Below are 21,431 nucleotides of genomic sequence, written 5' to 3'. Positions count from 1 at the left end.
GCTTAGCGAGTGGTTACTTCAGTAGCTGCGAAGAAGTACGAGATTTCGCGAGCAGCAGCGGCTTCGGAGTCCGAACCGTGTACAGCGTTGGCGTCGATGGAATCAGCGAAGTCAGCGCGGATGGTGCCGGCAGCAGCTTCTTTAGGGTTGGTAGCGCCCATCAGCTCACGGTTCAGAGCGATAGCGTTTTCGCCTTCCAGAACCTGAACGACAACCGGACCGGAGATCATGAAAGCAACCAGGTCGTTGAAGAAACCACGAGCGCTGTGCTCAGCGTAGAAGCCTTCAGCTTCGGCTTTGGACAGTTGCTTCAGTTTCGAAGCTACAACGCGCAGGCCAGCTTTTTCGAAACGAGTGGTGATCTCGCCGATAACGTTTTTTGCAACAGCGTCAGGCTTGATGATGGAGAAAGTACGTTGAACAGCCATGGTGTAACTCCAGAAACGGTAATTTGCGAAAAATTAAACCCGCGAATTATACGCGGGTTCTTTGGTATTGCCTAACTGCGTACGGTGCAGAGTCAGTCTGCTTCTTCGATCCAGGCAGCCTGAATGGCTTCAAGCACCTTCTCGCCACCGCGGGTCGGATCATCACTGAACTCCGGCAAGGCCAGCACCCATTGGTGCAGATCGACGAAGTTCACATAACGCGGGTCCACATCCGGCTTGGACTCAGCCAGCTGGATCGCGATTTCAAGCACATCAACCCATTTCAGACTCATGTCGGTTCCTTGAATCAGTGCGGCGCTTCGGCTGCATGGTTGAGCGAATATTTCGGAATTTCGATGGTCAGGTCTTCCGTGCCGACTTTTGCCTGACAGGCCAAGCGTGACTGAGCTTCCAGCCCCCAAGCCTTATCAAGATAGTCTTCCTCTAGCTCATCAGCCTCTTCCAGCGAATCGAAACCTTCGCGAACGATGCAGTGGCAGGTAGTGCAGGCGCAGACGCCGCCACAGGCGCTTTCCATCTCGATATGGTGTTCATGGGCCAGTTCGAGAATGGAAATACCGGGCTCAGCCTCTACAACCATGCCTTCCGGGCAGAACTTCTCGTGTGGCAGAAAAATGACCTGCGGCATCAGTTATCCTCGATTTCATTCAGGTTGCGCCCCGCCAGAGCGGCTTTCACCGTCGAGTCCAGGCGGCGGGCAGCAAAGGCATCGGTCACTTGCGACAGACGCTTGGTCTGCTGCTCGATGGCGTAACCATCGGTGCCTTTCATCAATTCGGTCAGTTCCTGCATCTGCAATTCGATGACCATGCGCTCTTCGGCGTCGAGCAGGCGTTCGCCGTCAACGTCCAGAGCGCCCTGCACCGCCTCGATCAAGCGCTGGGCATCGACCTGTTGCTCACGCAATACGCGGGCGACCTTGTCATCGTTGGCGTGCTGGAACGAATCTTTAAGCATTTTGGCGATTTCACCGTCGGTCAGGCCGTAGGACGGTTTGACCTGGATGCTGGCTTCGACGCCCGAACCCAATTCGCGAGCCGAGACACTGAGCAGACCGTCGGCATCGACCTGGAAGGTCACGCGAATCTTCGCCGCACCAGCCACCATCGCCGGAATACCGCGCAATTCGAAACGGGCCAGGGAGCGGCAATCGCTGATCAGCTCGCGTTCACCCTGCAATACGTGGATAGCCATGGCCGACTGGCCATCTTTATACGTGGTGAAGTCCTGGGCCCGGGCGACGGGGATGGTGGTGTTGCGCGGAATCACCTTCTCCATCAGACCGCCCATGGTTTCCAGCCCCAGGGACAACGGAATCACGTCGAGCAACAGCAGTTCGCCGCCGTCACGCTTGTTGCCGGCCAGGGTATCGGCCTGGATCGCGGCGCCGATGGCCACGACTTGATCCGGATCGATTTCGGTCAGCGGCTCGCGACCAAAGGCCTGCGCAACAGCTTCGCGGACGCGAGGCACACGCGTCGAGCCGCCGACCATGACCACAGCGTGTACGTCTTCCAGCTCGACACCGGAATCACGCACCGCGCGACGGCAGGCTTTCAAGCTGCGAGCTACCATCGGCTCGATCAGCGCATTGAAGGCGTCACGGGTCAGCTCGGCCGCCCAGTCACCATAAGCAACTTCAATGGACGAGGACTGGGTCAAGGCTTCTTTGGCTGCACACGCGATTTGCAGCAGATGGCGCTGCGTACCCGGATCGAGGTCGGCCGACAGACCGGCGCTCTCAATGATCCAGCCAGCAATAGCGTGGTCAAAGTCATCGCCACCCAGGGCGCTGTCGCCGCCGGTAGCCAGCACTTCGAACACACCGCCGGTCAGGCGCAGAATCGAAATATCAAAAGTGCCTCCGCCCAGGTCATAAATCGCGACCAGGCCTTCGGCGTGCTGATCCAGACCATAAGCGACGGCGGCGGCGGTTGGCTCATTGAGCAAACGCAGCACGTTCAGGCCGGCCAGCTTGGCCGCATCCTTGGTGGCTTGACGCTGAGCATCATCGAAGTAGGCTGGAACGGTAATCACCGCGCCAACCAATTCGCCACCCAAGGTCGCTTCAGCACGCTGACGCAGCACTTTAAGGATATCGGCGGAGACTTCGACCGGGCTTTTCGGGCCTTGCACCGTGTCGATGAACGGCATGTGCGACTCGCCGTCGACAAACCGGTACGGCAGCTGATCGCCCAATTGCTTGACGTCGGACAGACCACGACCCATCAAGCGCTTGACCGACAGCACCGTGTTCAAAGGATCGGACGCGGCGGCCAGTTTGGCCGACTCGCCGACTTCGACGCGATCGGCGTGATAGCGCACGGCAGACGGCAGGATGACCTGCCCTTGCGCGTCGGCCAGAGGCTCGGAAAGACCACTGCGTAATGCAGCGACCAGCGAATTGGTAGTGCCCAAGTCGATCCCCACAGCCAGACGACGCTGGTGCGGTTGAGGACTTTGGCCGGGTTCGGCGATCTGCAGTAGGGCCATCGTGATCAGGACTTATCTGTATATCAGGCGTGCGACCGGAGCGGCACTGGGTTAATCGTCGAGGCGCTCTTCTAACTGGCGCACTTCGTAGGTGAGCTTGTCGAGGAACTGCATGCGCCGCATCAGGCGTTCGGCCTGTTCACGTTGCGCTGCATCATCCCAACAGGCTGCGAAGCTTTCGTTCAGTTCATCCTGCGCGGTTTTCAGGCGACGCTTGAACACTGCAACACCCGCCAGGTCGGCGCTGTCTTGCAGGTCTTCGAGTTCTTCACGCAACTCCATCTGCTGCAGAAGAAACTCCGGATCATGCACCGTGACCTCCAGCGGCAGCTCGCGACCGCCCATGGCGAGCAGGTATCGCGCGCGCTTGGGGGGACTTTTGAGCGTCTGGTAGGCCTCGTTGAGGCTCGCGGATTGCTCGAGCGCCAGCCGCTGCTCACGCTCGGAAGCGTCAGCAAAGCGGTCCGGATGAACACCGCGCGCCAACTCACGGTAGCGCGTGGCCAACTGATCGAGATCCAGACGGAAGCTCGGTTTCAGCTCAAATAAAGCGAAATGACAAGGAGTACCCACGCGCAGCCTCAGATGTTGAAGCTTTCGCCGCAGCCACATTCACCGCGCACGTTGGGATTGTTGAACTTGAAGCCTTCGTTCAACCCTTCCTTGACGAAATCGAGTTCGGTGCCGTCCAGGTAGGCCAGGCTTTTCGGGTCGATGATCACTTTCTCGCCGTGACTTTCGAACACCTGGTCCTCTGCAACCACCTCGTCGACAAACTCCAGCACGTAGGCAAGGCCGGAACAGCCTGTGGTGCGAACACCCAGGCGAATCCCTTCACCTTTGCCGCGCCCGTTGAGGGAGCGTCGCACGTGTTGAGCAGCCGCTTCTGTCATGCTGATAGCCATCGGTGACTCCTTACTCGTCGCCAAATCTTGAAAGTCAGATCAAGCCTTTCTTCTGCTTGTAGTCGCGAACGGCCGCTTTGATAGCGTCTTCAGCAAGTACGGAGCAGTGAATTTTCACTGGCGGCAGCGCCAGTTCTTCGGCCAGCTGAGTGTTCTTGATGGTCTCTGCTTCATCCAGAGTCTTGCCTTTCATCCACTCGGTCGCCAGGGAGCTGGAGGCGATCGCCGAACCGCAACCGTAGGTCTTGAACTTGGCGTCTTCGATGATGCCTTGTTCGTTGACCTTGATCTGCAGGCGCATCACGTCGCCGCACGCCGGAGCGCCGACCATGCCGGTGCCGACATCAGGATCTTCCGCGTCCATCTTGCCGACGTTGCGCGGGTTCTCGTAGTGGTCGATGACCTTTTCGCTGTAAGCCATGATTCTTAATCCTCACTCATCAGGAGTCGCTCTTGAAGCCCTGCAAATCGTGGATTGGCAGGGCCCGGTTGCGGCGACTTGAATATCAGTGCGCCGCCCACTCGATTTTCGAAATGTCGACGCCATCTTTGTACATGTCCCACAGCGGCGAGAGAGTGCGCAGCTTGGTAACGGCCTCGCAGACTTTCTGCGCGGCGTAGTCGATTTCTTCTTCGGTGGTGAAACGGCCGAAGGTGAAGCGAATCGAGCTGTGTGCCAGTTCGTCGTTGCGGCCCAGGGCGCGCAGTACGTACGAAGGCTCAAGCGATGCCGAGGTGCAGGCCGAACCGGACGAAACCGCCAGATCCTTGAGCGCCATGATCAGCGACTCGCCCTCAACGTAGTTGAAGCTCAGGTTCAGGTTGTGCGGTACGCGGGCGGTCATGCTGCCATTGACGTACAGCTCTTCCAGGCCTTCGACCTGCTTGAAGAAGCGGTCGCTCAGGGCTTTGATGCGTACGTTCTCGGCAGCCATGTCTTCCTTGGCCACACGGAAAGCTTCGCCCATGCCGACGATCTGGTGGGTCGCCAGGGTGCCGGAACGCATGCCGCGCTCGTGACCGCCGCCGTGCATGGTCGCTTCGATGCGAACACGCGGCTTGCGGCTGACGTACAGCGCGCCGATGCCTTTAGGGCCGTAGGTTTTGTGGGCAGAGAACGACATCATGTCGACTTTCAGTTTCGACAGGTCGATCTCGACCTTGCCGGTGGACTGAGCGGCGTCGACGTGGAACAGAATGCCCTTGGAGCGGCACAGTTCGCCGATGGCGGCGATGTCGTTGATGGTGCCGATTTCGTTGTTCACGTGCATGACCGAGACCAGGATGGTGTCGTCACGCAGGGCGGCTTCGACCATCTCTGGAGTGACCAGACCATCTTCGCGAGGATCGAGGTAGGTGACTTCGAAACCTTCACGCTCCAGTTGGCGCATGGTGTCGAGGACAGCCTTGTGCTCAATCTTGGTGGTGATCAGGTGCTTGCCTTTGGTGGCGTAGAAATGCGCCGCACCCTTGATTGCCAGGTTGTCGGACTCGGTGGCACCGGAGGTCCAGACGATTTCACGCGGGTCGGCGTTAACCAGGTCAGCGACCTGACGGCGAGCGTTCTCGACGGACTCTTCAGCTTTCCAGCCGAACACGTGGGAACGGGACGCCGGGTTACCGAAGTTTCCGTCGACCAGCAGGCATTCACTCATCTTTTGCGCGACACGTGGATCAACCGGGGTCGTCGCAGAGTAATCAAGGTAAATCGGCAATTTCATGGACTATCTCCTAAATCAGGCTGGCTGGCGTGCCGCTAGCTCTTTGGCTGTCATTCGACGGCGGACGCTTCAATCTTGTCCAGGCGTGGCGCCTTGCTGTTGCAACGACGCTGGTCCTGACGCTGGGCTACTTCTTGCACCTCACGGCGAGTTACAAGGTCAGCCAAGCTGATACCGCTCAGAAATTCGTGAATCTGCAGACTCAGATCGCACCACAAGTGGTGGGTCAGACAGGTGTCGCCAGAATGGCAATCGCCCTGACCCTGACATTTGGTTGCATCGACCGATTCGTTGACCGCATCGATCACCTGGGCGACCTGGATGCCCTGCATGTCGCGGGACAACTGGTAACCACCGCCTGGACCACGAACACTGGACACCAGATTGCTGCGGCGCAATTTGGCAAAAAGCTGCTCGAGGTAGGACAGGGATATGCCTTGGCGCTCGGAGATATCGGCCAGGGACACCGGCCCGTGCTGCGCGTGCAACGCCAGGTCAAGCATGGCGGTCACGGCGTATCGGCCTTTTGTAGTCAGTCGCATGGACAATTACCACGGAATTCGGAATGGGGCGAGTATGCAATTCCCGAGTATTTAAGTCAACTATAAGACCTAGTGCTTTACTCAGGTTTACCCGCAAAAGAGCGCGCGCATCATAGCAAAGGCTGGCCGTGTATCACCAGCAAATGCGCGTTATCGTTCTTCGCGAGCAAGCCCGCTCCCACACTTGATCTGTGTCGAACACAAATCCATGCCCGCTGAAAATCTGATGTGGGAGCGGGCTTGCTCGCGAAGGGGTCGGCGCGGTTTAGCTGGCCTGACTCTGATCCTTGTCTTTTACGCAGGCAAAGTCTTCTTCGCGCAGTTCAGGCAGATCTTTCGCACAGTAATTGCTACCCAGATCCTTCAGCGCCCCACACATCCCTTCAAGTCGACCATCTACAGCCTGCAGATGATCGAGCAACTGGTTAATGGCTCGAGCCACCGGGTCCGGCATGTCTTCGCCGACACCGTAGGCGTCGAAACCGATCTTCTCGGCCAAGGCCTTGCGCTTGGCGTCCTGCTCTTCATCGGACTTGACGATGATCCGCCCCGGAATCCCCACCACCGTCGCCCCGGGCGGAACCGCCTTGGTGACCACGGCATTGGAACCTACCTTGGCCCCGGCACCCACCGTAAACGGGCCGAGCACCTTGGCGCCCGCCCCGACCACTACGCCGTCTTCCAGGGTCGGGTGGCGCTTGCCCTTGTTCCAGCTGGTGCCGCCAAGGGTCACGCCTTGATACAGGGTGACGTCGTTGCCGATCTCGGCAGTCTCACCGATAACGATGCCCATGCCGTGGTCAATAAAGAAACGACGACCGACCTTGGCACCCGGATGAATCTCGATCCCGGTCAACCAGCGACCGAAGTTCGACACCAGACGCGCCAGCCATTTCCAGCCCATGCCCCACAACGCTGACGACAGGCGATGGATCCAGATGGCGTGCATGCCCGGGTAGCACGTCAGAACCTCAAAAGCATTACGCGCCGCCGGGTCACGATGGAAAACACTTTGGATATCTTCACGCAAACGCTCGAACATCATTAATCCTTCCGCTTTAGAAGCTCGCCACGGGCCGCTTTCTGGGTTTCCGTGAGGATGCCACGCAATATATTCATTTCCGCCCGGCTGACCGAGCTGCGTCCGTACAACCGGCGCAGACGCGCCATCAAGTGCCGTGGTTTTTCCGGGTCGAGGAATTCGATGGCCACCAGCGTTTGCTCCAGGTGCTCATAGAATCGCTCCAGCTCATCCATGGTCGCCAGTTCACCACTTTTGGTGGACGCCACTTCTTCCTTCTCGACCTTGCTCGGCTGACCTGCAGCCGCCAACCAGGACATACGCACTTCATAGCTCAACACCTGCACCGCCGCCCCAAGGTTCAGCGAACTGAACTCAGGGTCTGATGGGATGTGCACGTGATAATGACATCGCTGCAGCTCTTCGTTGGTCAGGCCGGAATCTTCACGACCGAACACCAACGCGATCTCAGCGCCCTGACCCGCCTCCTCTACCACCTTCACACCGCATTCGCGGGGATCGAGCAACGGCCAGGGAATGCGACGATCACGAGCACTGGTACCGAGCACCAGATTGCAGCCGACCAAGGCATCTTCCAGGGTGGCGACGACCTGAGCATTTTCAAGGATGTCACCGGCGCCGGACGCACGCGCATCGGCCTCGTGGTGCGGGAACAGCCGCGGTTCGACCAGCACCAGCCGCGACAGGCCCATGTTCTTCATGGCACGCGCAGCCCCGCCGATATTGCCGGGGTGACTGGTATTGACCAGGACGACACGAATGTTTTGCAGCAAGGGAGGCGCTCTCGAACACTTTAATGGGGAGCAGAATCTTACAGCTCAACCTACCGTTAAGCTATGAAAGCGAACACCGACCTTCACCTGTAGAAACTTTCTGATAGAATGCCCGGCTTTCTTTAACAACCTTAGGTGACACATCCATGCAGCCCATGCTGAATATCGCGCTGCGCGCCGCCCGCAGCGCCAGTGAATTGATTTTCCGCTCCATCGAGCGCCTGGATACCATCAAGGTCGACGAAAAAGACGCCAAGGATTACGTATCCGAGGTGGATCGCGCCGCCGAACAGAAAATCATCGATGCACTGCGCAAGGCTTACCCTAATCACTCGATCATGGGTGAAGAAACCGGCATGCACGCCGGTAGCGGCATCGAAGGCGAAGAGTACCTGTGGATCATCGATCCGCTGGACGGCACCACCAACTTCCTGCGCGGCATTCCTCACTTCGCTGTCAGCATTGCCTGCAAATACCGCGGTCGCCTGGAGCACGCTGTTGTTCTGGATCCGGTTCGCCAGGAAGAATTCACCGCCAGCCGTGGTCGCGGCGCCCAACTGAACGGTCGCCGTCTGCGCGTCAGCGGTCGCACCAGCCTGGATGGCGCCCTGCTGGGTACCGGCTTCCCGTTCCGCGACGACCAGATGGACAACCTCGACAACTACCTGGGCATGTTCCGCGCCCTGGTTGGCCAGACCGCCGGCATCCGCCGCGCCGGCTCGGCGAGCCTGGACCTGGCCTATGTGGCCGCCGGCCGTTTCGATGCGTTCTGGGAGTCGGGCCTGTCCGAGTGGGACATGGCTGCAGGCGCCCTACTGATCCAGGAAGCCGGCGGCTTGGTGAGCGACTTCACCGGCGGTCACGACTTCCTTGAGAAAGGCCACATCGTCGCCGGCAACACCAAGTGCTTCAAGGCAGTACTGACGGCGATCCAGCCGCACCTGCCAGCTTCGCTGAAGCGCTAAGCGCCCACGCTCAAAAAGCCGTAGCACTTCAAGCAAACGCCCCGACTTGTTCGGGGCGTTTTCTTTTGCGCGGAAAAAGTCTTCCCCCCTTAACGCCACGACCCGTGCGGGAGCGGGCTTGCTCGCGAAGACGACGCACCAGACAACATCAATGTCGACTGACACACCCTCTTCGCGGGCAAGCCTCGCTCCTACAGGTTCCGCACCATAACGAAAAATGCCCCGTATCTTTCGATACGAGGCATTTTCTTGAAGAGCCAGCCTGAACAGGCTGGCTCTTGCGCATCGGAAGCTGGACTTAAGCCAGTTTTTCCTTGATGCGAGCTGCTTTACCGGACAGGTCACGCAGGTAGTACAGCTTGGCTTTACGTACGTCACCGCGACGCTTAACGGCCATGCTGTCGATTTGCGGGCTGTAGGTCTGGAAAGTACGCTCTACGCCAACACCGTTGGAGATTTTACGAACGGTGAAAGCACTGTTTACGCCGCGGTTACGCTTGGCGATAACTACGCCTTCGAACGCTTGCAGACGCGAACGATCGCCTTCCTTCACTTTCACCTGAACGACAATGGTGTCGCCCGGGGCAAAGGTAGGGATCTCTTTGGTCATCTGCTCTGCTTCGAGTGCAAGGATGATTTTGTTAGTCATGCTGTGCTCCTAAGGTAAATCGTCGGATTTACCATCGATACGTTGTTAACTATCGTCCCGCTCGCGGATGTATTCCTCGAGCAGCTTCTTCTCTTCTCCAGAAAGCGAGCGGCTTTCCAGAAGATCGGCGCGTCGTTCAAAGGTCCTACCAAGGGACTGCTGTAAACGCCAACGCCGGATGTGCGCGTGATTGCCACTTAGCAATACGTCGGGAACACGCTGATCCGCATACACCTCCGGTCGGGTGTAGTGCGGGCAATCCAGCAAACCATCCGTAAAGGAATCTTCCTCGGCGGAGTCCGCATGCCCTAAAGCTCCAGGCAGCAGTCGTGTAACCGCATCGATCAGGACCATCGCCGGCAGCTCACCGCCAGACAGTACATAGTCGCCAATCGACCACTCTTCATCGACATGAGCATCTATAAAACGCTCGTCAATGCCTTCATAGCGGCCGGCAATCAGGATCAATGCATCCAGATTCGCCAACTCGCGCACCGCCGACTGAGTCAGTTGACGGCCTTGGGGGGACAGGTAAATTACCTTCGCCGCCTCCCCGGCTGCCGCCTTGGCCTGAACCAGAGCATCTTCCAGGGGCTTGATCTTCATCACCATGCCCGGACCACCGCCAAATGGGCGATCATCCACAGTGTGATGTCGATCCGTCGTGTAGTCTCGCGGATTCCAACAGGTAAGCTGCAACAGCCCCTGTTTCACCGCCCGACTGGTGATGCCGTACTCGCTGATGGCGGAGAACATCTCGGGAAACAAACTGATCACTTCTACGCGCAGGTTAGCCACGTTTAGAAGTCCGCATCCCATTCCACCTTCATCTCGCCTGCGGCAAGGTCGACAGCCAACACGCATTGCTCCGTATAGGGCAACAGGCGTTCGCGATCATCCAGGCTGCCAGCGCAAGGCTTGACCACCATTACATCATTGGCGCCGGTTTCCAGAAGATGATCGATTTTCCCGAGCAATTGCCCGAGTTGATCAATAACCTTCAGACCTTCCAGCTGGTACCAGTAGTACTCGCCGTCGGTCAATTCAGGGAACAGGTTGCGCGGCACACAGATCTCATAACCAGCCAGAAGACGTGCTTCTTCACGATCATCAAGACCCTTGAGCTTTGCGACCAGGAACTTGTCGCTCCCACGTCCGCTGACCAGCTCGACCTGCTTCACATTGCCTTCGCGCTTGAGCGTCCAGGTTTTGTACTGCAACAGGTTTTCAGTCGGATCAGTAAAGGAATACACCTTCACTTCGCCGCGAACGCCATGAACAGAATAAATTTTGCCAATAACGATCAAATCATCGGCAACAGCTGGCGTCGCGTTCATATTGCTCAGGCCGCAGCCTTAGCAGATTCCTTCAACAACTGAGCAACGCGCTCAGAAGGTTGTGCACCAACGCTCAGCCAGTAGGCTACGCGCTCTTGGTTCACGGACAGACGAACTTCTTGACCACGAGCAACAGGGTTGAAGAAACCAACCTGTTCCTTGTGCGAACCGTCACGCGGGTTGCGGCTGTCGGTTACGGTCAAGTGGTAAAACGGGCGCTTTTTGGAGCCGCCAAGGGCAAGACGGATTGTTAGCATTGAAGATCGTTCCTGTAGTCGGTGCTGCAAATCTAAAGGCACAGCGGGCATAGGTGCCCGAAAGGCCGCATATTCTAAGGAATATCCGGACTTTTGCAAATGTCTTTTTCCGGCGGCCTATCGGTCGCCATCCAGATTTGCTATAGAGCCGTCGTTGAAAACGGCCAGTCAGCTCCCGCCAAGTGCGGGTTTGCTGGAGATCCCACTTCCATGTGGGCAACGCCGACATGACTGCCGGCGCGAATCTTTTACATTTTCGGCATGCCGCCGCCGGGCAACATACCGCCCATGCCGCGCATCATTTTGGCCATTCCGCCTTTTGCGGAGAATTTTTTCATCATCTTCTGCATCTGCTTGTGCTGCTTGATCAAGCGACCGATGTCCTGCACCTGAGTGCCGGAACCCATGGCGATCCGGCGCTTGCGCGAACCGCTGATCAGCTCAGGGTCGCGGCGCTCGGCCGGGGTCATGGAGTTGATGATGGCTTCCATCTGCTTGAACTGTTTCTCTGCCGCGCCCTGGGCGTTGCCCATTTGCGCCAGATTCACACCGCCCATGTTCGGCAGTTTGTCCATGAGGCCGCCCAGGCCGCCCATGTTTTTCATCTGTTGCAGCTGATCGCGGAAGTCTTCGAGGTCGAAGCCCTTGCCCTTCTTCAGCTTCTTGGCCAGTTTATCGGCCTTGTCTTTGTCGAGGGTCTGTTCGGCCTGCTCGATCAGGCTGAGCACGTCGCCCATACCAAGGATGCGCGACGCAATACGCTCAGGGTGGAACGGTTCGAGCGCTTCGCTCTTCTCGCCCATACCGATGAACTTGATCGGCTTGCCGGTGATGGCTCGTACCGACAACGCGGCACCGCCACGGGCATCGCCGTCGACTTTGGTCAGGATCACACCGGTCAGCGGCAGCGCATCGCCGAAAGCCTTGGCCGTGTTGGCGGCGTCCTGGCCGGTCATGGCATCGACCACGAACAGGGTTTCAACCGGGTTGATCGCGGCATGCAGCGCCTTGATCTCGCCCATCATCTCTTCGTCGATGTGCAGACGACCGGCGGTATCGACGATAACCACGTCAATGAATTTCAGTTTTGCTTCTTTAATAGCAGCTTGCGCGATGTCGACCGGCTTCTGGCTCAGGTCGGACGGGAAGAAGGTAACGCCAACTTCACCCGCGAGCATTTCAAGCTGCTTGATCGCCGCCGGACGGTAAACGTCCGCGGACACAACCATGACCGACTTCTTCTTGCGCTCTTTAAGGAAGCGCGCCAGTTTGCCGGCGGTGGTGGTTTTACCCGCACCCTGCAGACCGGCCATCAACACGACGGCAGGAGGAACGGCGCTCAGGTTCAGGTCTTCGTTGGCCGCGCCCATCAGGCTTTCAAGTTCGGCCTGGACGATTTTCACGAAGGCCTGGCCCGGCGTCAGGCTGCGTGACACCTCGGTGCCGACAGCGCGTTCCTTGACCGAATTGACGAAGTCTTTGACCACCGGCAAGGCGACGTCGGCTTCGAGCAGCGCCATGCGCACTTCGCGCAGGGTGTCTTTGATGTTGTCTTCGGTCAGTTTGGCTTTGCCGGTGACATGGCGCAGCGTCTGCGAGAGACGGTCGGTTAAGTTTTCAAACATTGCGCGATCCTTTCAGGCCCTGTGTAGACCGGGATAATGGCGGCCCAGACCGGAATAAACATGTGCTCGGCGAGCCTGCGGCGTGGGCAGGTCGCGGATTATAGCGAAGACTGCGTCTGGCGGACACCTCGCCGTCAGGTTGCATGGTCTTTCGTGCTATGGGGGTTCTATGCCAAACTCAGCGCCTTTCGGGCTTGCCTAACAGGATTTATGCTCCCCTTGTCACCCAGTTTGCTTACCACCCTCGCCGCCGCCTGCTTATATGCCGCTGCGACCCTCTATCAAGGCACTCGTCTGGCCACCGGCGCCAAGGCGAACAAGCGCCTGCTGGTCACGCTCGGTGTGCTGGCCGTGCTGGCTCACAGCGTCAGCCTGATCACCTATCTGCTGACACCGATCGGCCTGGCCCTGGACTTTTTCAGCGCCGCCAGCCTGATTGCCGCAGCGGTCATCGCCCTGACCCTGCTGGCCTGCTCGCGGATTCCGGTGGAAAACCTGCTGCTATTGCTGTTCCCGCTGGGCGCCGCCACCGTGGTGCTGGCACAGTTCGCCCCCGCCGGTACGGTGCAGATCATTGACGAAGCACCAGGCATTCTCGCCCACATCCTCTTGTCGATCCTCGCTTACGGCATGTTCACCATTGCCGTGTTCCAGTCTTTGCTGCTGCTGGTTCAGGACCATCAGCTCAAACACAAGCATCCATCCGGGCTGATCAAGAACTTCCCGCCGCTGCAAACCATGGAAAGCCTGCTGTTTGGTTTCCTCTGGGCCGGCTGGAGCCTGCTTTCGTTGTCGCTGATCTCCGGCTGGCTGTTCGTCGAGAACCTGTTCGCCCAGCACCTGGTGCATAAGACCCTGCTGGCGTGCCTGGCCTGGATCGTGTTCAGCGTGCTGCTTTGGGGGCGTAACCGCCTCGGCTGGCGCGGACACAAAGCCATCCGCTGGACCCTTGCCGGTTTTTGCCTGCTGATGCTGGCGTACTTCGGCAGCAAGCTGGTCCGCGAATACATTCTGCATATCTGACGGGCGGCATTAATGGACGACTTGCCCATAGGGCCGATGCTCGCGGTGCTGGCCCTGCTGATTTTATGGTCGGGGCTGTTTACCGCCATCGAAATTGCACAACAGCAGCTGCTGGCCCAGCGCACGGCCTCGCGTTCGAGCGACAAACCCGTGGCCAAGCTGAGTTTCCCGCTCAACAGCCTGATCCTCTGCAACACCCTGTGCCGCGCGCTGGTAGTGGTCATCAGCACCTTGCTGGCGATTTTCACCTGGGCACAAAACGGTCCATGGATTGCCTGCCTCGGTGCCAGCGCGGTGCTGCTGGTGTTCGCCGACTATCTGCCACGCACCCTTGCCATGCGCTATCCAGATGCTGTCCTGAGCCTGGGCAACACGCTGCTCGGCATACCGTTGAAAATCGTCTACCCGGCTGCCTGGCTACTCAATGCCATCAGCCAACTGCTGATGCGTCCATTCGCCCGCAAAATCAATGTGGTGCAACAAAGCGAAGACGAGGCGCCAGCAGATCGGCATGACGATCACGAACACGCCGCCACTCGCCCGCATTCGCTGTCAGGTATCCATGCGCTGGATAACATCACGGTCAACGATATTCTGGTACCGCGCAGTGAGGTCGACGGAATCAATCTGGACGATTCCCTCGAAGAAATCATCGAGCAACTGCGCCATAACAGACGCACCCGCCTGCCGGTATTCCACAGCGACATCAACCAGGTCGAAGCGGTGCTCAACACCCGACAGATCCGTCATTTACTACCGGATTCAAGCCTGACCCGGGAAGAACTGCTGGCAGCCAGTCACGAACCGTACTTCGTACCGGAAAGCACCCCGCTGCAGCTGCAATTGCTGAACTTCCACAAGCAGCAGCGGCGTTTGGGCATGGTAGTCGACGAGTACGGCGAAGTGCTGGGCATCGTGACCCTGGAAGACATTCTCGAAGAAATTGTCGGTGAGTTCGAAAGCCAGCACAGCCTGGATAATCCGCACATCCATCCGCAGGCCGATGGGCGCCTGGTCATCGAGGGTGCGGCATCGATTCGTGAATTGAACAAGAGCCTTGGCTGGCATCTGCCCAGTGATGGTCCGAAAACCCTCAACGGGTTGGTGACCGAGGCGCTGGAAACGATTCCGGACAGTGCGGTTTGCCTGAAGATCGGGCGTTATCGGCTGGAGATTCTGGAGACGGAAGACAATCGCGTCACGCGCGTGTTGATTTGGCATACCAGTTCGACGCCTGCGATTGCCTCTAGCCGTTAGATTGTTAAATATCCATGCCCTTGTTAGATCGTTAGCCGCCTTCCTATAATCAAGCCGCTTACCCGAGCCCCCGCCGAACCACGTGCTTACCCCGCGCGCAGCAGGTTCCGGCCAGATCATCGACAATATCCGCACCACTGCGACGACTGTTCCTACCTTGAACAGCGACCGTATCTCAACCCACATCCCTGGGTATTCGACCATAATAATTCGCTCCACTGGGGCACATGACTGTCAGGGATTACCGCATGACGACCAGCACAACGTTCAGCGACACCACGCCTGCTCAACCAACCAACTCCGCCACCCGAGTAGCCACCGCGAGTTTCATCGGCACGGCCATCGAGTTCTACGACTTCTACGTCTACGCCACTGCGGCAGCGCTGGTGATCGGGCCGGTGTTCTTTCCGCAGACCTCCGGCACCGCCCAGATGCTGTCGGCGTTCCTCACCTTCGGTATCGCCTTCCTTGCGCGGCCACTGGGTTCGGCGCTGTTCGGCCACTTCGGTGACCGCATCGGGCGTAAATCGACACTGGTCGCCTCCTTGCTGCTGATGGGTGTGTGCACCACGTTGATCGGCGTGCTGCCGGATTACGACAGCATTGGCGCCTGGGCGCCGATCCTGCTTTGCGTGCTGCGCTTCGGCCAAGGTCTGGGGCTGGGCGGTGAATGGGGCGGCGCCGCATTGCTGGCCACTGAGAACGCGCCCAAAGGCAAGCGCGCCTGGTACGGCATGTTTCCGCAACTCGGCCCATCGATCGGGTTTCTGGCGGCCAACGGCCTGTTCCTGACCCTGGCCATGAGCCTGAACGACGAGCAGTTCCGTTCGTGGGGCTGGCGGATTCCGTTCCTGCTCAGTGCCGCGCTGGTGATGGTGGGCCTGTATGTGCGCCTCAAGCTCCACGAAACCCCGGTATTCGCCAATGCCATGGCTCGTCAGGAACGGGTGAAGATCCCGCTGCTCGAGCTGTTCAGCCAATACTGGGCGCCGATGCTGCTGGGTGCCGGGGCGATGGTGGTGTGTTACGCGCTGTTCTATATCTCGACGGTGTTTTCGCTGAGCTATGGTGTTTCGACGCTCGGCTACACCCGCGAAACCTTCCTCGCCCTGCTGTGTTTCGCCGTGCTGTTCATGGCGGCCGCGACACCGCTATCGGCTTGGGCGAGTGATCGTTTCGGGCGCAAACCGGTGCTGATCATCGGCGGCGTGCTGGCGATTCTGTCCGGATTCCTCATGGAACCGCTGCTGACCCAAGGCTCGACCTGGGGCGTAGCGCTGTTCCTGTGCATTGAACTGTTTCTGATGGGCGTGACGTTTGCGCCGATGGGCGCGCTGCTGCCAGAGCTGTTTCCGACCCGCGTGCGCTATACCGGCGCATCGGCGGCCTACAATCTGGGCGGCATTGTCGGAGCCTCAGCGGCGCCGTTCTTTGCGCAGAAACTGGTAGCGATGGGCGGTTTGAGTTATGTCGGCGGGTATGTGTCGGGGGCAGCGGTGCTCAGTCTGATTGCTGTGCTGTGCCTGAAGGAGACGCGGCATAACGACTTGAATCGGGTTGCCTGATAAAACGCCATCGCGGGCAAGCCCGCTCCCACAGGATTTCAGGTGTACACAAAATTTGTGATCAACCGAAAACCCTGTGGGAGCGGGCTTGCCCGCGATAGCCGCGCCTCGGTTACAGCTCTACAACAACAGCTTGAGAAGCACGGGTCGCTTTAGCACGAGCCGCTTCAATCGACTCATCACGCGCCAACGCCACACCCATCCGACGCTGGCCATTGACCTCAGGCTTGCCGAACAGACGCAACGCGGTATCCGGCTCGCCCAGCGCAGCGCCCAAATTGGCGAATGCGGTTTGAGTCGACTGCCCTTCCACCAGAATCACCGCCGAAGCCGAAGGCCCGAACTGACGAATCAATGGAATCGGCAGGCCCAGGATCGCCCGTGCGTGCAGTGCGAACTGCGACAGGTCCTGGGAAATCAGGGTCACCAGACCGGTGTCATGCGGGCGCGGCGAGACTTCGCTGAACCAGACCTGATCACCCTTGATGAACAGTTCGACGCCAAACAAACCACGGCCACCCAAGGCTTCGGTCACGGCTTTGGCAACGCGCTCGGATTCAGCCAGAGCAACCGGGCTCATGGCTTGTGGCTGCCAGGATTCCTGGTAGTCGCCCTTCTCCTGACGGTGGCCAACCGGCGCACAGAACGTGGTGCCGCCAACGTGACGCACGGTCAGCAGGGTGATTTCGTAGTCGAAATCGATGAAGCCCTCGATGATCACGCGACCTTTACCGGCGCGGCCACCTTCTTGAGCGTAATCCCAGGCCTTGCGCACGTCATCAACGCTGCGCAGCAGGCTCTGGCCTTTGCCCGAGGAACTCATGACCGGTTTGACCACGCATGGGAAACCCAGATCGTCGACGGCCTTGCTGTAGTCCTCGAAGGTGTCGGCGAAGTAGTACGGCGACGTCGGCAGGCCCAGCTCTTCGGCGGCCAGGCGACGGATACCTTCGCGGTTCATGGTCAGCTTCGTGGCGCGAGCGGTCGGGATCACGGTGAAGCCTTCGGACTCCAGCTCTACCAGGGTCGCGGTGGCGATGGCTTCGATTTCCGGCACGATGAAGTGCGGCTTCTCGGCCTCGATCACTGCACGCAGGGCTGCGCCGTCGAGCATGTTGATCACATGGCTGCGATGGGCGACTTGCATGGCCGGCGCATTGGCGTAGCGATCCACAGCAATCACTTCAACGCCCAGGCGTTGCAGCTCGATCACCACTTCCTTGCCCAACTCACCACAGCCACACATCAATACGCGGGTCGCGGTTGGCGACAATGGAGTTCCGATACGGGTCATCTCAGGTCCTCAAGAAGCGGATCATCGAGGGATGCGGTGCCTGGCACGCTTCCCATGGGGGAGAAAGCGCGGCATTTTACATGAACCTGAGGGTTTAGCTTCTGCTGACGACGGCCTGATTACGCAAGCGCCAGGCCATGATCAGCCACACGACTGTCACACCTGCGAACTTCGAACCCATAGCGGTGAGGATCACGGCCGGAGTAAACGCATCGATCATGCCGAAGAAGATGAAGGTGTCCAGCGGGATGCTCAGGGCCGAACTTATCCACAGGCGATCATGCAATGGACGCTTGGTGATGCTGAACACCAGCCAGTCGATGCACTCGGACACCGCGAATGCGATCGCGCTGGCCAGTGCGATAGACGGGTCAGAAGTGACATAAGACAGCACCAGCGCCACCAGCATCGCCGCGATCGCGCCGTGGCCGAAACGGGTTTGCACCATGTCCCGCAGCACGAACACCAGACCACCCCAGGCCGACCAGATGATGTCCAGGTGCGGGGCGCTGGAAAAAGCGTAATTGATCAGCACGACGCTGCTGATGTAGGCGATCAGGAAGAGCATGGGGGCGGGAGTACCTGTCGATTTTGGTGCACAGGGTACTTCATCCTCAACGCATAGATAACCTGTGGCGAGGGGGCTTGCCCCCGTTGCGCTGCGAAGCGGCGCTAAACCTGCGACTTTATTCTTTCAGGCGTACGGCATTTGCTGATTTCACGACTGCTGCGCAGCCGAACGGGGGCAAGCCCCCTCGCCACAGAACCGCGTACAACCATCAGGAATCGGATTTGGAGGGCAACATCCAGATCAACCCACTCGACTTCGCCCGCTCATGACACAACCCCAGCACCTTGCGCCGCTCTTCGTTGTCCATCCGGCTCCAGCGCGTGATCTCCTCCACCGTGCGCTGACACCCGGTGCAAATGTCATCCTCATCCAGCGCACAAATGTTCACGCATGGCGATGGAACAGGTCGTTCAGTGGTGCTCATTCTTCCTGCTCGACCAGATCGCGGGCGTAACGCTGCGAGTTGTGCACATAGTGAGCGGCGCTGGCTTCGAGCATCTTCTTTTGCGGCTCGGTCAACTCGCGCACGACCTTGCCCGGCGAGCCCATGACCAGCGAGCCGTCCGGAATTTCCTTGCCCTCACCGATCAGCGAGTTGGCGCCGATGATGCAGTTCTTGCCGATTTTCGCGCCGTTGAGAATCACCGCATTAATACCGATCAGGCTGTAATCGCCCACCGTACAGCCGTGAAGCATCGCGTTGTGGCCGATGGTCACGCCGGTGCCAATGGTCAGCGGGTAGCCCATGTCAGTGTGCATCACGGTGCCGTCCTGCACATTGCTGTTCTTGCCGATCAGGATCAGTTCGTTGTCGCCACGCAACACGGCGTTGAACCAGACGTTGGCGCCCTCTTCCAGTTTGACCTTGCCCACCAGCACGGCATTGGGTGCGACCCAACTCTGCGGATGGGTGTCGACGCGGGCGTCGCCCAGGCGGTATTTCATCTTATTGTCCTCAAAGGCTCAGGCAGCCGCAGACTCATGCCATGCGAACGATGGCTTCAGGTGTTGATAAAACTCTTGGGGGGTTGATGCAGGCTGATTTTCGCGTCATAGAGCAGGTTGATCAACTCGACAATCATGATCGCCGTCAGCCCCCAGATCTTGTACTCGCCATAACGGTAGCTCGGCACGTACCAACTGTGGCCCTGATAGTCGATGCGGTGAGTGTGCTCTCGCGGGTCTTTGCGGAAGAACTCCAGCGGCACACTGAACACCGCGGCGATCTCGGCATCATTGGCCTGGTATTCGACGAAATCCGGAATCACGCCGACATAGGGCGTGACCTTGATGCCGTGCAGGGAGATCAATGGGCTCAGCGGGCCGATCACTTCAACCAGCCCCGGTGGCAGGCCGATTTCTTCTTCGGCTTCGCGCAGGGCGGTAAAAATCAGGTCAGGGTCTTCGGGGTCGCGTCGACCGCCGGGAAAGGCAACTTCGCCGCCATGGGTAGAAAGCCCGCTGGCGCGAAGGGTTAGCACCAGTTCCGGTTCGTCACTGCGCGTGATGGGCACCAATACCGCGGCTTCGGGGAAACGTCGGTCTGTTTCCAGCGTACGCGGCGTGTGATTGCTTACCCGGTGCAGTAGCTCGTCCAGCATGAGTCTTCTCGATCTGTGCCTTACCCTGCATCATGCACCAATCGCATCGGCCGCCCAAGCCCCGAACAGCCTCATGTCGCGAAACGACAACTTGCCGACCGACACCGCTGCACGCCAAGATAGGCGCAGCATTCAGGAACCCAAGCATGAAATTTTGCAGCCAGTGCGGCAACCCGGTAACCCAGCGCATTCCCGAAGGCGATTCGCGCCTGCGTTTTGTCTGCGACAGCTGTCATACCATCCATTACCAAAACCCCAATATCGTCGCCGGTTGCGTGCCGGTCTGGGGTTCGAAGGTGTTGCTGTGCCGTCGCGCCATCGAGCCACGGCGCGGTTACTGGACCCTGCCCGCCGGGTTCATGGAAAACGGTGAGACCATCGAGCAGGCCGCCATTCGCGAGACCGCCGAAGAAGCTTGTGCCCGCGTGCGTAACCTGAGTATCTATACGCTGATCGACGTGCCACACATCAGCCAGGTGCATGTGTTCTTTCGCGCCGAGCTGGTGGACCTGGATTTTTCCGCGGGGCCCGAGAGCCTGGAAGTGCAACTGTTCGAAGAAGCCGACATCCCTTGGGGCGAACTGGCTTTCCGCACGGTGGGCCGTACCTTAGAATGCTTCTTCGCTGACCGGCGGACCGAGGTCTACCCCGTGCGGTCCGAATCGATCCCGCCGCTCGTCCAGCCTGCCATCATTTAAAGCTGCTACACATAAAAGCACCTATAAAATAAATAGTCGCGACACCTCTTAGGGATATCGTTTCAATGCGCTGGTTGCTTGCTGTTTTTTGCTTATCGTTCGTCGCTGTCGCCCAGGCTTCCTCCACGGAAACGCTGGATGGCAAAGTCATCGAAAAAGTTCTGGTTCTCAAATCAGCCCATCAATTGCAATTGATCAATGATGGCAAGCCGATCAAGACCTATCGCATTTCCTTGGGCAAACGCCCCAAGGGGCCGAAGCTGATGGAGGGCGACAAGCGCACCCCCGAAGGCTTTTATTGGGTGGACTGGCGCAAGATCAGCGACCGTTTCAACCTGGCGATGCACATCTCCTACCCCAACATCAGCGACGCCGCCCGTGCCCGGCGCGAAGGCGTCGAGCCTGGCGGCATGATCATGATCCACGGCACCCCAGATACCGAAGACAACCCCGAAGACCTGTTCCATACGCTGGACTGGACCGACGGCTGCATCGCCATGCGCAACATGGACATGCGCGAGGTTTGGGGTTTGGTGCCGGATGGCACGATGATTGAGATTCGCCCGTAACCTACCCCCTATATCTTCAATAACGGGGGGCGTCTGTGGCAGTCATCGCGGGCAAGCCCACATACATTGGATCTATGTACACCGAACCATTGTGG

Annotated in this window: 27 protein-coding genes; 6 read left to right on the top strand and 21 right to left on the bottom strand. The window is 58.8% G+C overall.

Annotation, left to right across the window (positions count from 1 at the left end; genetic code table 11):
- Positions 1-2: 2 nt before the first annotated feature.
- From ndk to trmJ, 11 genes are all read right to left on the bottom strand, one after another.
- Positions 3-428 carry a nucleoside-diphosphate kinase gene (ndk, locus tag AC1RQB_RS09695; RefSeq protein WP_007903599.1) on the bottom strand — a complete coding sequence of 142 codons (426 nt, stop codon included), beginning with the start codon at positions 426-428 and terminating at the stop codon, positions 3-5.
- 92 nt (positions 429-520) lie between these two features.
- Positions 521-721 (bottom strand): Fe-S cluster assembly protein IscX, encoded by a 201-nt coding sequence (gene iscX, locus AC1RQB_RS09690; RefSeq protein ID WP_007941386.1) that lies wholly within the window; start codon positions 719-721, stop codon positions 521-523.
- Positions 722-735: 14 nt separating this feature from the next.
- Positions 736-1,077, bottom strand: coding sequence for an ISC system 2Fe-2S type ferredoxin (gene fdx / locus AC1RQB_RS09685; protein WP_008070976.1), 342 nt, complete (start codon positions 1,075-1,077; stop codon positions 736-738).
- Positions 1,077-2,942: a Fe-S protein assembly chaperone HscA gene (hscA, locus tag AC1RQB_RS09680; RefSeq protein ID WP_063341453.1), complete on the bottom strand. Its 1,866-nt coding sequence runs from the start codon at positions 2,940-2,942 to the stop codon at positions 1,077-1,079. Before hscA ends, fdx begins: the two co-directional genes overlap by 1 nt.
- A gap of 51 nt (positions 2,943-2,993) precedes the next feature.
- On the bottom strand, positions 2,994-3,515 hold the full coding sequence (gene hscB / locus AC1RQB_RS09675) for a co-chaperone HscB (protein ID WP_008070981.1): 522 nt from the start codon (positions 3,513-3,515) through the stop codon (positions 2,994-2,996).
- Between the two features lie 8 nt (positions 3,516-3,523).
- Positions 3,524-3,847, bottom strand: coding sequence for an iron-sulfur cluster assembly protein IscA (gene iscA / locus AC1RQB_RS09670; protein ID WP_007903589.1), 324 nt, complete (start codon positions 3,845-3,847; stop codon positions 3,524-3,526).
- 34 nt (positions 3,848-3,881) lie between these two features.
- The gene (gene iscU / locus AC1RQB_RS09665; protein WP_003443374.1) at positions 3,882-4,268 is read right to left on the bottom strand and encodes a Fe-S cluster assembly scaffold IscU; all 387 of its coding nucleotides are present in this window, start codon (positions 4,266-4,268) and stop codon (positions 3,882-3,884) included.
- Between the two features lie 85 nt (positions 4,269-4,353).
- Positions 4,354-5,568, bottom strand: coding sequence for an IscS subfamily cysteine desulfurase (locus AC1RQB_RS09660; RefSeq protein WP_008070984.1), 1,215 nt, complete (start codon positions 5,566-5,568; stop codon positions 4,354-4,356).
- A gap of 50 nt (positions 5,569-5,618) precedes the next feature.
- A complete protein-coding gene (iscR, locus tag AC1RQB_RS09655; RefSeq protein ID WP_003227911.1) occupies positions 5,619-6,110 on the bottom strand; it encodes a Fe-S cluster assembly transcriptional regulator IscR in 492 nt (163 codons plus the stop codon).
- Between the two features lie 265 nt (positions 6,111-6,375).
- Complete coding sequence (cysE, locus tag AC1RQB_RS09650) at positions 6,376-7,152, bottom strand: serine O-acetyltransferase (RefSeq protein ID WP_063341454.1); 777 nt, start codon at positions 7,150-7,152, stop codon at positions 6,376-6,378.
- 2 nt (positions 7,153-7,154) lie between these two features.
- Positions 7,155-7,925: a tRNA (cytosine(32)/uridine(32)-2'-O)-methyltransferase TrmJ gene (gene trmJ, locus AC1RQB_RS09645; RefSeq protein WP_007903572.1), complete on the bottom strand. Its 771-nt coding sequence runs from the start codon at positions 7,923-7,925 to the stop codon at positions 7,155-7,157.
- Between the two features lie 146 nt (positions 7,926-8,071).
- On the opposite strand from trmJ, the gene suhB reads away from it, so the two are divergent.
- Entirely contained in the window at positions 8,072-8,890 is an 819-nt protein-coding gene (gene suhB, locus AC1RQB_RS09640; RefSeq protein ID WP_008070994.1) for a type III secretion system regulator SuhB, read from the top strand.
- Positions 8,891-9,188: 298 nt separating this feature from the next.
- Here the strand turns inward: suhB and rplS are convergent, their stop codons facing one another.
- The 5 genes from rplS to ffh all read right to left on the bottom strand — a co-directional run bounded on the left by rplS (position 9,189) and on the right by ffh (position 12,758).
- Positions 9,189-9,539, bottom strand: a complete 351-nt coding sequence (gene rplS / locus AC1RQB_RS09635; RefSeq protein WP_003175895.1) for a 50S ribosomal protein L19 — start codon at positions 9,537-9,539, stop codon at positions 9,189-9,191.
- 45 nt (positions 9,540-9,584) lie between these two features.
- The gene (trmD, locus tag AC1RQB_RS09630) at positions 9,585-10,358 is read right to left on the bottom strand and encodes a tRNA (guanosine(37)-N1)-methyltransferase TrmD (RefSeq protein WP_173667518.1); all 774 of its coding nucleotides are present in this window, start codon (positions 10,356-10,358) and stop codon (positions 9,585-9,587) included.
- Entirely contained in the window at positions 10,340-10,876 is a 537-nt protein-coding gene (gene rimM / locus AC1RQB_RS09625; protein WP_046053340.1) for a ribosome maturation factor RimM, read from the bottom strand. Before rimM ends, trmD begins: the two co-directional genes overlap by 19 nt.
- A gap of 5 nt (positions 10,877-10,881) precedes the next feature.
- Entirely contained in the window at positions 10,882-11,133 is a 252-nt protein-coding gene (gene rpsP / locus AC1RQB_RS09620) for a 30S ribosomal protein S16 (RefSeq protein WP_003198088.1), read from the bottom strand.
- 248 nt (positions 11,134-11,381) lie between these two features.
- A complete protein-coding gene (gene ffh, locus AC1RQB_RS09615) occupies positions 11,382-12,758 on the bottom strand; it encodes a signal recognition particle protein (protein ID WP_008071004.1) in 1,377 nt (458 codons plus the stop codon).
- Positions 12,759-12,968: 210 nt separating this feature from the next.
- Between ffh and AC1RQB_RS09610 the strand changes: the two genes are divergently transcribed.
- From AC1RQB_RS09610 to AC1RQB_RS09600, 3 genes are all read left to right on the top strand, one after another.
- The gene (locus AC1RQB_RS09610) at positions 12,969-13,781 is read left to right on the top strand and encodes a cytochrome C assembly family protein (RefSeq protein WP_032830310.1); all 813 of its coding nucleotides are present in this window, start codon (positions 12,969-12,971) and stop codon (positions 13,779-13,781) included.
- Positions 13,782-13,793: 12 nt separating this feature from the next.
- On the top strand, positions 13,794-15,038 hold the full coding sequence (locus AC1RQB_RS09605; RefSeq protein ID WP_063341455.1) for a transporter associated domain-containing protein: 1,245 nt from the start codon (positions 13,794-13,796) through the stop codon (positions 15,036-15,038).
- Positions 15,039-15,286: 248 nt separating this feature from the next.
- Entirely contained in the window at positions 15,287-16,603 is a 1,317-nt protein-coding gene (locus AC1RQB_RS09600; protein WP_207267233.1) for an MFS transporter, read from the top strand.
- Positions 16,604-16,715: 112 nt separating this feature from the next.
- Here the strand turns inward: AC1RQB_RS09600 and purT are convergent, their stop codons facing one another.
- The 5 genes from purT to AC1RQB_RS09575 form a co-directional block, all read right to left on the bottom strand.
- Positions 16,716-17,897 (bottom strand): formate-dependent phosphoribosylglycinamide formyltransferase, encoded by a 1,182-nt coding sequence (gene purT / locus AC1RQB_RS09595; protein WP_063341456.1) that lies wholly within the window; start codon positions 17,895-17,897, stop codon positions 16,716-16,718.
- A gap of 94 nt (positions 17,898-17,991) precedes the next feature.
- Positions 17,992-18,465, bottom strand: coding sequence for a 7-cyano-7-deazaguanine/7-aminomethyl-7-deazaguanine transporter (locus tag AC1RQB_RS09590; protein WP_007897552.1), 474 nt, complete (start codon positions 18,463-18,465; stop codon positions 17,992-17,994).
- A 211-nt stretch (positions 18,466-18,676) separates the two neighbouring features.
- On the bottom strand, positions 18,677-18,892 hold the full coding sequence (locus AC1RQB_RS09585) for a DUF1289 domain-containing protein (protein ID WP_063341457.1): 216 nt from the start codon (positions 18,890-18,892) through the stop codon (positions 18,677-18,679).
- Entirely contained in the window at positions 18,889-19,413 is a 525-nt protein-coding gene (locus tag AC1RQB_RS09580) for a gamma carbonic anhydrase family protein (protein WP_003221962.1), read from the bottom strand. The genes AC1RQB_RS09585 and AC1RQB_RS09580 overlap by 4 nt, the downstream gene beginning before the upstream one ends.
- A gap of 56 nt (positions 19,414-19,469) precedes the next feature.
- The gene (locus tag AC1RQB_RS09575) at positions 19,470-20,069 is read right to left on the bottom strand and encodes a CoA pyrophosphatase (protein ID WP_007897550.1); all 600 of its coding nucleotides are present in this window, start codon (positions 20,067-20,069) and stop codon (positions 19,470-19,472) included.
- A 146-nt stretch (positions 20,070-20,215) separates the two neighbouring features.
- Here AC1RQB_RS09575 and AC1RQB_RS09570 point away from each other — a divergent pair, with 146 nt between their 5' ends.
- Together AC1RQB_RS09570 and AC1RQB_RS09565 are read left to right on the top strand one after the other, a co-directional pair.
- Positions 20,216-20,767 carry an NUDIX hydrolase gene (locus AC1RQB_RS09570; RefSeq protein ID WP_008071014.1) on the top strand — a complete coding sequence of 184 codons (552 nt, stop codon included), beginning with the start codon at positions 20,216-20,218 and terminating at the stop codon, positions 20,765-20,767.
- A gap of 65 nt (positions 20,768-20,832) precedes the next feature.
- The gene (locus AC1RQB_RS09565; protein ID WP_063341458.1) at positions 20,833-21,336 is read left to right on the top strand and encodes a L,D-transpeptidase family protein; all 504 of its coding nucleotides are present in this window, start codon (positions 20,833-20,835) and stop codon (positions 21,334-21,336) included.
- The last annotated feature ends 95 nt before the right edge of the window (positions 21,337-21,431 follow it).

This window comes from Pseudomonas sp. GW822-FHT02E03 (genome assembly GCF_058802325.1).
This window is presented reverse-complemented; position numbering and strand designations above follow the sequence as displayed.